This window comes from Clostridium sp. UBA7339 (assembly GCF_002470865.1).
Taxonomy (GTDB): domain Bacteria; phylum Bacillota; class Clostridia; order Clostridiales; family Clostridiaceae; genus Clostridium_J; species Clostridium_J sulfidigenes.
Genome location: NZ_DKPI01000006.1, coordinates 1,090,327 through 1,104,709, shown reverse-complemented (window position 1 = coordinate 1,104,709; position 14,383 = coordinate 1,090,327). Strand labels below are relative to the sequence as shown.

Sequence of the window (14,383 nt, the reverse complement as noted above, 5' to 3'; positions counted from 1 at the left end):
AGATATGCGAGGAAGAATTTTAACGAGGACAGTTTTTGATAGAGAGATTTTCATGTATTTACCATGGGAGTATGATATATCTGATAAAAAATATCCTGTAGTTTATGTTCATGATGGTGATAAATTTAGAAAGTTTTTAGGTGGAATAATTGATGAAATAGAAGATAAATTTGAAAATAAATCTTTAGAGGAACATATAATAATTGGAATTACACCTTTTGACAGATTAAATGAATATACCCCTTGGGCAGCAGAATCTAACCATGAAAGATTTCATCCATTTGAGGGCATGGGGGATGAATACTTAGAATTTTTAATAAGCGATTTACAAACCTATATTGAAAAAGAGTTTAGAGTAAGCAGTAATAAGAATGATAGAAAAATTATGGGACATTCTCTTGGAGCTTTGATTTCTTTATATTCAGTTTTCAAAAATGATAATTATAGTAAGGTAGCAAGTATATGTGCATCTCAATGGTATGATGGATGGATTAAATTTATTCAGGAAGAAATTTTAGTAAATGATGATTTTAGACTTATTATTATTGCTGGAAGAAAGGAGGGACATAGCAAGACTACAATTCAGAAGGACATGCCTAAGTTTTCTAGTATGTCCTATGGAATATTTAAGAAACATATAGGAGAAGAAAATGTAGAAATGGTTTGGGATGATTATGACCACCACGAAAATATATTAAATAGAAATAAAATTGCTTTGGAATTTTTAATGAGAAAAGATTAATTAGTTTGATAATTACAAGAAGGAATTTTTGTATTTCATTGCAACTTGATAATGTTAGGATAAGAACTTTATACTAAAGTTATATTGACACAACATAGCTTTAGTAGTAATCTGAAAGATAAGTTAGTTGATGCTAACTTATCTTTTTACAGTTAAGTAAGCAATGGCTAACTCACTTTCTTAAAGGTAGTTAAGTATTTACCTAATTTTATTTTAGTAGTAGGTAAGCCGAAGCTAACTATATAACTATTTAAGTATGTAAATAGTTAACATCATAAATATGCAAAATTAAAATACTTAGACATTTTAAAATTTCTTATTATAACATCTTAATATTTTAAAATTCTAGAAGTACATAGCTATATATACATAAGAACTTATATAAATAATATAAATTTTAGGAGGTAAAGAAATGAGTATAGTAATAATTGGTGGTCATGATAGGATGGTTTCTGAATATAAAAAGATATGCGATAAATATAATTGTAAGGCTAAGGTGTTTACACAAATGCCAGGTCGCTTTAAATCTCAAATAGGATGTCCAGATTTATTAGTAATGTTTACTAACACAGTATCTCATAAAATGGTTAATGCAGCTATGCAAGAGGCAGCAAGAAAGAATATCAGTATAGCAAAATCTCATAGTAGTAGCTCTAGCTCTTTAAAGAGTATATTAGAAACTCATTGTTTAAATTGTTCTGGGGATTGCGAAAACTGCACTAAACATAGTAATTAAATATAAAGTTAAATTAAGGAAACATTTTTGGGGTAGAGTTTAATCTTTTAGCACTTTACCCCGATAACAAAAATTGCCTAAAGTATTGTATTAATTTTCTGAATATGATACGTTTTTGTTATGGATATTTTTAGAAGGGTGGGGGATGAAATGAGGAACATATGTAATCTTAATGGAGTAAAAGAAATATATTTAATAAATACTCAGGGTAAAAATTATTTAACTTTCTTTAAGACAATGGGGGAAAAACTATATTCAATATGTAGTTTAGAAGAAAAGTTAAATGATGAGTATTTTCAAAAGAAAGACTTTGATGAACTTTTAAAAGAAAATCATGAAATTTATAATGATCTACTAGGTGACAACTATAAAACAAGTTACGGCAACCCAGACTATGCAGTGAAAGAGCTAGGAAAAGAAATGGGCCAAATAGCTACATATTTATATAATAGGTTAAATGAATGTATATCTTTAGTATTTTCTCATAAGACTGAGAAGATAGAAAAGTTACTACAGCTATTTACAGATGCCTATGCTTACGTAGTTAAAAATGGTGATAATGCTAATGGTTTAATGGAGCTTATAAGGGATTTTGAAGTTAGCATTTTAGACATGGAAGCTGAGGAAAAGGTTAATAATATAGCTTTAGATACTAAGGGTTATTACAGAGCTATAGTTGATGAAGCAAATGCAGAAGATTTAAGATACTTATTTAAGTACGGAAAATATATAACTGATAATGAAATAAAGACAGCTAAATTTTTGTCTACCTATGAAGATGTAAACAAGATTGCATATACCATGGTTAAAGGATATATGGATAGCTTTATAAGAGAAAAGAAGGATTACACTATTAAGTCTACAGTTAGACTAATATACTTTGTTGGTCAAGAGGCTATTGTTAAAGAGGTTATAAAGGAGTTTGGTAAATACAACTTAACCCCTGTCCTTGCAATGGTAGAATCTACTGAAGCAAATAAACAGTTTACTTATGATCATAGATTTGATAATGCTTTATTCTTCAGTAAAAACTATGCAGAAGTTAAAGAAGAAAGATTTACAGCTACCTTTGAAAGATTTAAAGAAGGTTTAGGAAAGTATTCAGGAATTGCAGTTATTGAAAGCTTTGGAGAGGTTCCGTTTGCACCTGAAAGCAAGAATACAGCTTTAAAATTAAGTGAAGAACAAAGTAAGGTTTACCAAAATGCAACGGTAAGACTTAGAACTATTCAAGATAAGTACATGCCATCTAAGGAAACAACCTTTACTATTATAGCTTTCCCTAGTCCAGAAATAGGAGAAAATTTTGAGGAAATCTTTGCTGATACTATGAAGATAAATACTCTTGATTCAGACAAGTGGGAAAGAATCCAAAATGATATTATTGGGGCTTTAGATAAGGGTGAGTTTATCCATGTTAAGGGCTGCAATGGAAATAGAACAGATATAAAGGTTAAAATGCAGGAGATCAACAATCCAGAAAAGGAAACAAACTTTGAAAACTGTATTGCCACTGTAAATATACCGGTTGGAGAGGTATTTACATCTCCAATGTTAAAAGGAACAAATGGACTTCTACATCTAGAAGAAATCTTCCTAGATGGCCTTAAATATATAAACTTAGAACTTTTATTTAAGGATGGATATATTGCTGAATATAACTGTTCTAATTTTGATGAAGAATCTAAAAATAAAAAGTATGTAGAGGAAAATCTGTTGTTCCCAAATAAAACTTTACCTCTTGGTGAGTTTGCAATAGGTACAAACACCTTAGCATATGTTATAGCGCAGAAGCATAATATAGTACCTATACTTCCTATCCTTATTGGAGAAAAGATGGGACCACACTTTGCAGTGGGTGATACTTGTTATTCTTATAGTGAAGATGAAAGAGTTTATAATGCTTTTGATGGAAAAGAAATAATTGCTAAGGATAATGAAAAATCTATTCTTAGAAAAACGGATATAGAGAGTGCATATACTCAATGTCATACAGATATAACTATACCTTACGATAGCTTAGAGTTTATAAATGCTATAACAAAGGATGGGGAAGTTATTGAAGTAATTAAAAATGGTAGATTTATTCTAAAGGGCACTGAGGAATTAAATGAACCTTTCAATGGAGAGGCTTAATAAACAGAGTTCTTAGCTTCTTCGAAGCTTAGAAATCGTTATCCAGGGACGTAGCTGCTCTTTATTCCTACTTTAAAAAAGATAGGAATATTAGAGCAGGTAGTCATCGGATATATTTTTTATAGAAATAGGAGGAAAATTATGATTAATAACATTGATATTAAAAATAAGATGGTAATAAAGTTAGATGATGAATTACCAGAAATGCCTAAGTTTCAAGAAGGAATTAGAAGAGCTCCTGACAGAGGTTATAGCTTAACACCTGCACAAACTGAATTAGCTCTTAAAAATGCTTTAAGATATGTTCCAGAACATCTTCACGAGAAATTAGCTCCAGAGTTTATGGAAGAGCTTTTGACAAGAGGAAGAATATATGGATATAGATTTAGACCAGAAGGAAAATTAAGTGGTAAGTCTATAGATGAATATAAAGGAAATTGCGCAGAAGGTAAGGCCTTCCAAGTAATGATAGATAACAACTTAGATTTTGATGTGGCATTATATCCTTATGAACTTGTTACTTACGGTGAAACAGGACAAGTATGCCAAAACTGGATGCAATATAGACTTATTAAAAAATACCTAGAAAATATGACAGATGAACAAACTTTAGTAGTAGAGAGTGGTCATCCATTAGGATTATTTAGAAGTTCTAAAACTGCTCCAAGGGTAATAACTACTAATGGTCTAATGGTTGGTATGTTTGATAATCCAGAAGACTTCCATTTAGCAACTCAACTAGGAGTAGCTAACTATGGACAGATGACAGCTGGTGGTTGGATGTATATAGGACCTCAAGGTATAGTTCATGGTACCTTCAACACTATAGTAAATGCAGGAAGATTAAAACTTGGAGTGGCTGATGATGGAGATTTAAGAGGTAAGATATTTGTAACTTCTGGTCTTGGCGGAATGAGTGGTGCTCAACCTAAAGCTATAGAAATAGCTAATGGAGTAGGAATTGTAGCAGAGGTTGACTATTCAAGAATTAAAACAAGACTTGATCAAGGCTGGGTTTCCATGGCATCAAGTGATTTAGAAGAAGTTATAAGAGTTGCTAAGGAAAAGGCTAAAAATGAAGAGTCTATCTCTATAGCATATCATGGAAATATCGTAGATTTGCTTGAATACATCTTAGAAAATGATATTCATATAGATTTATTATCAGACCAAACTTCTTGCCATGCTGCATATGATGGTGGGTATGCACCAGTAGGAATTTCTTTTGAAGAAAGAACCAGATTATTAAAAGAAGATAGAGAAAAATTCAAAGAGCTTGTAGATATGACCTTATTAAAACACTACGACATAATTAAAAAGTTAGTTGCTAAGGGAGTTTACTTCTTTGATTATGGTAACTCATTTATGAAGGCAATCTATGATGCTGGTGGAAAAGACATAGCTAAAAATGGTGTAGATGAGAAGGATGGATTCATTTATCCTTCTTATGTTGAAGATATCATGGGACCAATGCTATTTGACTATGGATATGGACCATTTAGATGGGTATGCTTAAGTCATAAACATGAAGATTTAATAAAAACAGACCATGCTGCAATGGAATGTATTGATCCAAATAGAAGAGGACAAGATAGAGATAACTACATTTGGATTAGAGATGCTGAAAAGAACCAATTAGTTGTTGGTACAGAAGCTAGAATATTATATCAAGATGCACAAGGTCGTATGGATATTGCTCTTAAGTTTAATGAACTTGTAAGAAATGGTGAAGTTGGACCAATCATGCTTGGAAGAGATCACCATGATGTAAGTGGTACAGATTCTCCATTTAGAGAAACTTCTAATATAAAAGATGGAAGTAACATGATGGCTGAAATGGCAATCCAATGCTTTGCAGGAAATGCAGCAAGAGGAATGAGCTTAATTGCTCTTCACAATGGTGGAGGAGTTGGAACAAGTAAGTCAATCAATGGAGGATTTGGATTAGTTCTTGATGGTAGCGAAAGAGTTGATAATATTATAAAATCATCTATGGCATGGGATGTTATGGGCGGAGTTGCTAGAAGAGCTTGGGCAAGAAATCCACATTCTATTGAAACAAGTATGGAATATAATGAGAAGAACCAAGGAACAGATCATATAACTCTTCCATATATACCGAAGGATGAATTAATAAAATCTGTTATTGAAAAAGCTTTAAATAAATAAATCATAATTTAAATAATTGAATAATTTAATTGGGTATATAGTATTAAAAGATTAAGACTATATACCTGATTTTTTATTTTTTTAGTTTGTATTTAGTTGTAAATAAAATATATTAATAAAAATATAAAAAAAATAAGTTCTAAGTTGAAGGTTGCTTCGTATATTTTTATGGGGATGATTTTTTAATATATGTAGTAAATTTAAATGAAATAAAAACAATGATTAAACAATGTATATACATTAGTAGATAATATTGAATAGAGTATTTGCAAGTAGTATAATAGTTAGGGTATTTGATGTGTAGATAAGGAGGGGTAGTGTTGAATTATAGAAAAAAAGTTAGAAAAGTTAATAAAATAAAAATATTTGTCGTAGCAATAACACTAATTAGTACCCTTTTTATTTTAGTTGGATGTAAATCCGATATTGAAGAAGAAAGAGATCCAATTATAAACAATTATACAAGTGCTGTAATAGAAAAAAACAACAACATATATATTTTTGATGAGCATGAGGAATATTTAGAAGGGGTAGGAGATTTGCATAGGCTGAAAGAACTTTCTGCTTTAAGTAATGACTGGAGTAATATAGCTTTTAAATATTTAGATGAGAAAGATAAAATAAATATATATAGTATGAAAGATGAGGAATATAAAGTATTACAAATAAATGATATAGGTGAAAATCAAATATCTAATATATCATGGATGAATAATAAATTAGTAGTTCATTTATATATAGATCCTACCACAAGTAAATATCTAATTTATGATGCAGACACTTTAGAACTTTTGAATTCCTGCGAAGGAATCTTAATAGATGTTCTTAATGAAGGTAATACTCTAGTTTATGGTAGAGCTAGTAATGGAGTTACTAATATATACTTTAATAATGCACAAATAATTAGTTTGGAAGATAGTGGAGAAGTTTTATTAAAGGGAAAAGTATCTCCTAAAAAGGATGAGATAGCTTTTATTACCTTTAGTTTTGATAAGGAAAAATTAACTCAATGTGAATATTTGTATAGAGGAAAAATTGAGAATGGTAAAATAAAGGATGTTTTTAAGACTGTTAAGCCCTATGAAATAAATGGAGACATAGTATATGAGGGTGATGAACTGGTTATATATAGCCAAGAAGGAAATTATTTAGTAAAAGATGAAGAGTTTATAGAAGAAGAAAATGAGGAAATGAAGAAAAAGCTCAATGAAAATTCTATGAAACTTAAAAACATGCTTAAAAATACCTTTGAAAGCGAAAGTATAAATGAAAACTTATCATGGAATGAAATTGGAGTTTTTAATATTACCTGGTTTACTAGGTAATATTTTTTTGTTGTATAGGAAAGTATAGATTTTTACGCTTTATAGGTTTTACCGTTAGGAATGCGGCGCATGCCACTTTTTTTATGTCTAAATTGTGAACATGCATATAAATATAGCTGTAATAATATATGAAATTTCATGAAAGTTATTGTAATATTTAAAATATACAGATAAATTTCCGAGGTGGATTTTTTCCAGGTTTTATTAAGGGGAAATCTGTTGACACCTTGTGTAGGGTTCAATATAATTAACGTGGAAAGTAAAAAAAACAAATTAAAATGTAGAAATACTGGAGGAACTTCTAATGGATAAAAAAATGCTTTCACCTGATGAAATTACTAATTATGTAGAACAGGTTGGAGTAAAAAAGGCTAATAATAAATGTGTACAAACTTTATTTTTAGGTATTTTAGCAGGAGTATTTATAGCTTTAGGGGCATATGCATCATCAGTAGCATCACATGGAATCAGTGATCCTGGATTACAGAAATTTGTGGCAGGTATAGTATTTCCAGTTGGATTAATTTTAGTGTTAATATGTGGAGCAGAATTGTTCACAGGAAATTCATTATTAAGTGTAGCTTGGGCTGAAAAAAAGATAACCACAGGTCAAATGTTTAAAAATTGGGCACTTGTTTGGATAGGAAACTTTATTGGAGCTGCTTTTGTAGCAATACTAGTTTTTGAATCGGGTCTTTTATCAACGGGAAACATTGGAGGTTATGCTGTAAAGGTAGCAGCGGCTAAGGCCAGTATGGGTTTTGTACCTGCAATTTCAAGTGGAATATTGTGTAATGTCATAGTATGTGTATGTGTATGGGGTTCCTATGCAGCTAAAGATGTAACAGGAAAAATATTCATGGGTTTCTTTCCGATATTTGCTTTTGTTATAGCAGGTTTTGAACACTGCGTAGCTAATATGTATTACTTTTCTATAGGATTGCTTGCAAAAACAAATTCAGCTTTTGTTGAAGCATCTCATGTAACTGTTGAAAAATTAGATAATTTAACTATAGTTGGAATTTTTAATAATCTAATTCCTGTAACCATAGGAAATATTATTGGTGGTGCAGTTTGTATTGGATTAGTTTATTGGTTCATATATAGAAAATGTAATAAAAAGAATATTGAGATAAGAGAGAAATTATCAGCATAGTATATATAAATTCATGGAAAATTGTGTTAGAATTAAGTTTTAGCATGATTTTTTTTATAAGATTTTATGGAAAATTGTAAAAATTTCTATTGATTTGTAAAAATCTATTTTATATTTATAGCACATAATATAAAATAGATAGTATGAAGATAAATACTAAATTAATTAATGGGGAGGGTTATATGAAGAAGAAAGGAAAAGTTATCAGTTCAATTGTAGCTTTAAGTATAATGGGGGCAATAGCCTTTAGCATTAATAATAGAGTAGAAGCAGATGCAGTAAAAATAAGATTAGGTGGGAGCACTAGATATGAAACTGCTGTAGAAACATCTAAACAGGGATGGCCTAGTGGAAGTAAAACCATAGTACTAGTGTGTGGAACGGATTATCCTGATGCACTAAGTGCGGCACCTTTAGCTAAAAAGTATAATGCTCCTATATTGCTAACAGAACAGAGTGCATTATCTACTGTAGTGTCCAATGAGATAAATAGATTGAAGCCTTCTATAGCTTACATAGTTGGTGGAGATGGAGTTGTATCTAAAAATGTACAATCCCAGTTAAAGGGAATGGGCATTGATGTTAAAAGATTAGGTGGTATCAATAGGTATGAAACAGCTGTAAAAGTAGCTGAGCATATTGGAACATCTAATGGAGTTGTTTTGGCTTCAGGGGTAAGTTTTGCCGATTCTCTATCAATAGCTCCGGTGGCGGCAAAACTAGGAATGCCTATATTGCTAACAGATGTGAATGAATATAACAGTTATAATAAAAAGTTCATTCAAAATAATAGCATACCTAAAACTTATGTTATAGGTGGGGATGGTGTGATATCAAACTCTAATATGGCTAATTATAAAAGTCCTGAAAGAATTAGTGGAATTGATAGATATGAAACTAATACAGCAGTTTTTAATTATTTTAAAGGAAATGTTAATTTAAACAAAATTTATTTAGCATCAGGAATAGATTTTCCAGATGGATTAGTAGGAGCACCAATAGCTGCATTAACTTCTTCTCCAGTAATTCTTATGGAGGAATCAGGAACTTATTATCCTAAAGTTTTAGCAGCAATAAAAGGAATAAAATCCGATCAAGTATTGGTTTTAGGTGGAGTTGGAGTAGTTAGCGACAACATAGTTAATAAGGTTTTAGAGGCAGTAAATTATGAGGAGAAATTTAAGGTTTTAAGTATTGAATAGCTCAAAAGTGGGTGAAATTAAAGTGAGACCTATAGAAGATATGCTTAAAGACCTACCCTTGGGGGTATCTGCTTTAACAGAACAAAAGGTTCATAATAAAAAGTTGACTTGTATAATAATTAAAGATGATTTTAAAGATTTTATATATTTGCCTAATTCTATGCAGTTTAATTTCAAAAGCGCCTATGTAAAAAGTAATAAAGTAATTTCAGGGCACTTGATTATAAGAATGAAAGATGATATAAAAGAAAAGTACTATCCTTTTCACTTTAATTATTATGATGAAAAAACATTAAGTTTAATTATAAATTTAAGTCATCAAAGAAAATTATACTTAATACTAGGTAATAAATATAACGAATATAAAATTGTTTGTTTCAGAAATAGTTTAAAAAGTTTTTTTAGAAGATATATAATTAATTGTATAAACTGTGGTTATCGATGGAGTGATGAAGATTACAAGGAATCAATTTGTAATCTTATATCTTCATTTCCTAGTATAGATGACTTATGGAAACGATTAGGTGGACAAATTACTATGAGTATACTGAAAAAAGTATAAGAAAAACGGTGAAATGTTAAGTAAAATTCAAAATCTACAAAAAACTTATATTAATTTAAAAATTTTTTAAAAAAACCATTGCATTTCTAAAATATTAGATTTATAATAGGTACATGATAAATAATAAATTGAATTGTTTAAAAATTTAATATTGAATCATAAGTAGAGGCGCTTATAAATTGGTAACTGATAAATGTTAAAGAGAATACCCTCTGATGTTACAGTGAATTGTTTATAGGCCGAAAGGGTACAAAGGTATTTTGTATTACTTGGGGATAAGACACAAGGTTTTATCACTGCCATGTTATATGGAGAGCTATTTATGGAATGAAAAATATTCATTGCATTGATAGTTCTAACTAACCAAGTTATCTAATGGTGTTGAATATTTTCAACGCCATTTTTTATTTACTATATTTTTATCCGATGACTATCATCTCTAATACTATGAACTTTTTCAAAGTGAGAGTAAAAGAGATGCTACGTCCCTGGATAACGATTTCTAAGTTTCAAAGAAACTAAGAAATCTGTTTATACTAAAAAGTTATACATAAATAAAAAGTAAACGATTATTTTATAGGGGGAAAAGAAAATGAAATCAGTAATCAGATTAAGAATGAGCGCACATGATGCACACTACGGTGGAAATCTTGTTGATGGAGCAAGAATGCTACAATTATTTGGAGATGTAGCTACAGAATTATTAATACAAAATGATGGAGACGAAGGTCTATTCAAAGCTTATGAAAACGTAGAATTCATGGCACCTGTATTTGCTGGAGATTATATCGAAGCTGTAGGTGAAATCGTACACGTTGGAAATACATCAAGAAAAATGACTTTTGAAGCTAGAAAAGTAATAGTTCCAAGACCTGAAATCAACGATTCAGCTTGTGACGTTTTAGAAGAGCCAATAGTTGTTTGTAAAGCAACTGGAATATGCGTAGTACCAAAAGATAAGAAGAGAAAGTAATTAAGTAACTATATGCAAGAATTCTTGCAGAAACATTGTTAAAAAATTAACTATATAGGAGGATTTTAAATGGAAAAGTTAATAATTGCTGCAGCTATTTGTGGTGCAGAGGTTACTAAAGAGCAAAATCCAAATGTTCCTTACACAGTAGAAGAAATTGGTCAAGAGGCAGAAAAATGTTATAAAGCTGGAGCTAGTATAATTCACCTTCATGTTAGAAAAGATGATGGTACTCCAACTCAAGACAAAGATAGATTTGAAGCTTGTATGGCTGAAATAAGAAGAAGATGTCCAGATGTTATCATTCAACCATCTACTGGTGGTGCTGTAGGAATGAGCAATGAAGAAAGACTTCAACCAGTTGATTTAAGTCCAGAAATGGCAACATTAGACTGTGGAACTTGTAACTTTGGTGGAGACGAAATATTTGTTAATACAGAGAACACAATCAAAGAATTCGGGGAGAAGATGATCCAGTTAAACGTTAAGCCAGAAATCGAAGTATTCGATAAAGGTATGATTGACATGGCCATCAGACTTCATAAAAAAGGATTTATAAAAGCACCAATGCACTTCAACTTCGTTATGGGAGTTAATGGTGGAATAAGTGCTGGAATGAGAGACTTTGTATTTATGAAAGAAAGTATTCCAGCAGGAAGCACTTACACAGTATCAGGAATAGGCAGAAATGAATTCCCATTAGCTGCAATGTCTATGATAGAAGGTGGACATGTAAGAGTTGGATTTGAAGATAACGTATACCTATCAAAAGGTGTTATGGCAGAAAGCAATGCTGATCTAGTTGAAAAAGCTGTAAGAATAGCTAAAGAATTAGGAAGAGAAATTGCAACTCCAGCAGAAGCAAGAGAAATATTAGGACTTAAAGCTTTATAATTTGAAGCATAATATAAGAAGCTATTTTTAACGTATAAGATTAAAAATATAATAAACAATAATTAAGTAGAAAAAATTTATTGAGACTAAAGTAAAAAGGAGTGTTTTTAATGAAAAAAGGATGTAAATATGGAACTCACAGAGTAATAACACCAGCAGGAGTATTACCACAACCAGCTTTAAAAATAGACAATACAATGGAAATATATGATAATGAAATACTTATCGACGTTCAAGCTTTAAACGTTGACTCAGCAAGCTTTACACAAATAGAAGAAGAAGCTGGACATGACGTAGAAAAAATAAAAGCAAAAATCCTTGAAATCGTTGGAGAAAGAGGAAAAATGCAAAACCCTGTAACTGGTTCAGGCGGAATGCTTATCGGAAAAATAGCTAAAATAGGAGCTGCATTAGAAGGAAAAACTGATCTTAAAGTTGGAGACAAAATCTCTACATTAGTATCTCTTTCATTAACTCCACTTAAAATAGAAGAAATCATCGATATTAAACCAGACATCGATAGAGTAGAAATTAAAGGTCAAGCAATATTATTCGAAAGCGGATTATATGCTAAACTTCCAGAAGATATGGAAGAAACTTTAGCACTAGCTGCACTAGACGTAGCAGGAGCTCCAGCTCAAGTTGCTAAATTAGTTAGACCAGGACAATCAGTTCTTTTATTAGGAGCAGCAGGAAAATCAGGAATGTTATGTTGCTACGAAGCAGTTAAAAGAGTTGGACCAACAGGAAACGTTATTGGTTTAGTTAGAAACGAAGAAGAAGCTGCAAGATTAAGAAGATTAAACTTAAACATGAAAATAGTTATCGGAGATGCTACTAAAGCTATCGACGTAATGAACTTAGCTTTAGCTAACAACAACGGCGAAGAAGTTGATGTATCTATCAACATAGTTAACGTTCAAAACACAGAAATGTCAACTATATTACCAGTTAAAGATGACGGTATAGTTTACTTCTTCTCAATGGCTACAGCATTCACTAAAGCTGCTTTAGGAGCTGAGGGTGTAGGTAAAGACGTAACTATGATAGTAGGAAACGGATATACTAAAGGACATGCTGAAATAACATTACAAGAGTTAAGAGAAAACGAAACTCTAAGAGCTATATTCCAAGAATTATACGTTTAATCCGTAGATTATAATTGATTAATTAATAAAATTAATATATATAAATGTGAAATTATAGGGGGTAACAATTAATGAATACAACTCGTAGAAAAGAATTATTTCCAAACGTTACAGATGAACAATGGTTTGACTGGAAATGGCAAACAAAAAACAGAATAGAAACTTTAGATGAATTAAAGAAGTATATTCCATTAACTCCAGAAGAAGAAGAAGGAGCTAAAAAATGTCTTGAAACTTTAAGAATGGCTATAACTCCTTACTACTTATCATTAATCGATCCAAACAATGCTAATGACCCAGTAAGATTACAAGCTATCCCAACAGGATTAGAAGCTCATAAATCTGCTGCAGATTTAGAAGACCCACTACACGAAGATACAGATTCTCCAGTACCTGGATTAACTCATAGATATCCAGATAGAGTATTACTTCTTATAACTGACCAATGCTCTATGTACTGCAGACACTGCACAAGAAGAAGATTTGCAGGACAAAGCGATGACTGCATGCCAATGGAAAGAATAGATAAAGCTATAGATTATATCAGCAAAACACCAGTAATCAGAGACGTTCTATTATCAGGTGGAGATGCTTTACTAGTTGACGATTCAGTACTTGAGTACATCATCAGCAAATTAAGAGCAATACCACACGTAGAAATAATCAGAATTGGTTCAAGAACACCAGTAGTTATGCCACAAAGAATTACTGATGGCCTTGTAAATATGTTAAAGAAATACCACCCAATCTGGTTAAATACTCACTTTAACCATCCAAACGAAATCACAGAAGAGTCTAAAGCTGCATGTGAGAGAATGGCTAATGCTGGTATACCACTAGGAAACCAATCAGTACTTCTAAGAGGAGTAAATGACTGTGTTCACACAATGAAACAATTAGTTAACGATTTAGTTAAAATCAGAGTTAGACCTTACTACATCTATCAATGTGACTTATCATTAGGACTAGAGCACTTCAGAACTCCAGTTTCTAAAGGTATCGAAATCATTGAAGGGTTAAGAGGACATACTTCTGGATACTGCGTACCAACATTCGTTGTTGACGCTCCAGGCGGCGGTGGAAAAACTCCAGTTATGCCAAACTATGTAATTTCTCAAAGCCATGACAAAGTAATACTTAGAAACTTTGAAGGAGTTATAACTACTTACTCTGAGCCAACAAACTACACTCCAGGATGTACTTGTGATGTTTGTACAGGTAAGAAATCAGTTCATAAAGTTGGAGTTGCTGGATTATTAAACGGTGAAAAACTTGCTTTAGAACCAACAGGATTAGAAAGAAACGAAAGACACGCTCACTAGAATATAGTTAGAAGTGAT

General features: G+C 31.2%; 12 protein-coding genes and 1 riboswitch. All 12 genes read left to right on the top strand.

Annotated features, from left to right (window positions below):
- Positions 1-4 precede the first annotated feature (4 nt).
- A complete protein-coding gene (locus B2S02_RS08545) occupies positions 5-742 on the top strand; it encodes an alpha/beta hydrolase (RefSeq protein WP_346877688.1) in 738 nt (245 codons plus the stop codon).
- Between the two features lie 412 nt (positions 743-1,154).
- Entirely contained in the window at positions 1,155-1,478 is a 324-nt protein-coding gene (locus B2S02_RS08540; protein ID WP_346847171.1) for a DUF2325 domain-containing protein, read from the top strand.
- A gap of 150 nt (positions 1,479-1,628) precedes the next feature.
- Positions 1,629-3,614 (top strand): aminopeptidase, encoded by a 1,986-nt coding sequence (locus tag B2S02_RS08535; RefSeq protein ID WP_346878418.1) that lies wholly within the window; start codon positions 1,629-1,631, stop codon positions 3,612-3,614.
- Positions 3,615-3,755: 141 nt separating this feature from the next.
- Positions 3,756-5,783 carry a urocanate hydratase gene (locus B2S02_RS08530; RefSeq protein ID WP_346847173.1) on the top strand — a complete coding sequence of 676 codons (2,028 nt, stop codon included), beginning with the start codon at positions 3,756-3,758 and terminating at the stop codon, positions 5,781-5,783.
- A 320-nt stretch (positions 5,784-6,103) separates the two neighbouring features.
- Entirely contained in the window at positions 6,104-7,108 is a 1,005-nt protein-coding gene (locus B2S02_RS08525; RefSeq protein ID WP_346847174.1) for a hypothetical protein, read from the top strand.
- A 304-nt stretch (positions 7,109-7,412) separates the two neighbouring features.
- Positions 7,413-8,264 (top strand): formate/nitrite transporter family protein, encoded by an 852-nt coding sequence (locus B2S02_RS08520; RefSeq protein ID WP_346920556.1) that lies wholly within the window; start codon positions 7,413-7,415, stop codon positions 8,262-8,264.
- Between the two features lie 182 nt (positions 8,265-8,446).
- The gene (locus tag B2S02_RS08515) at positions 8,447-9,466 is read left to right on the top strand and encodes a cell wall-binding repeat-containing protein (RefSeq protein WP_346847176.1); all 1,020 of its coding nucleotides are present in this window, start codon (positions 8,447-8,449) and stop codon (positions 9,464-9,466) included.
- The gene (locus B2S02_RS08510) at positions 9,459-10,028 is read left to right on the top strand and encodes a hypothetical protein (RefSeq protein ID WP_346920555.1); all 570 of its coding nucleotides are present in this window, start codon (positions 9,459-9,461) and stop codon (positions 10,026-10,028) included. Before B2S02_RS08515 ends, B2S02_RS08510 begins: the two co-directional genes overlap by 8 nt.
- Positions 10,029-10,183: 155 nt before the next feature.
- Positions 10,184-10,355: riboswitch (Lysine riboswitch) on the top strand.
- 265 nt (positions 10,356-10,620) lie between these two features.
- Positions 10,621-11,001, top strand: coding sequence for a hotdog domain-containing protein (locus B2S02_RS08505; RefSeq protein ID WP_035130526.1), 381 nt, complete (start codon positions 10,621-10,623; stop codon positions 10,999-11,001).
- A 69-nt stretch (positions 11,002-11,070) separates the two neighbouring features.
- Entirely contained in the window at positions 11,071-11,895 is an 825-nt protein-coding gene (locus tag B2S02_RS08500; RefSeq protein WP_150845313.1) for a 3-keto-5-aminohexanoate cleavage protein, read from the top strand.
- A gap of 110 nt (positions 11,896-12,005) precedes the next feature.
- On the top strand, positions 12,006-13,043 hold the full coding sequence (locus B2S02_RS08495) for an L-erythro-3,5-diaminohexanoate dehydrogenase (protein ID WP_035130522.1): 1,038 nt from the start codon (positions 12,006-12,008) through the stop codon (positions 13,041-13,043).
- Between the two features lie 71 nt (positions 13,044-13,114).
- Positions 13,115-14,365, top strand: a complete 1,251-nt coding sequence (gene ablA / locus B2S02_RS08490; RefSeq protein ID WP_035130520.1) for a lysine 2,3-aminomutase — start codon at positions 13,115-13,117, stop codon at positions 14,363-14,365.
- Positions 14,366-14,383 lie beyond the last annotated feature (18 nt).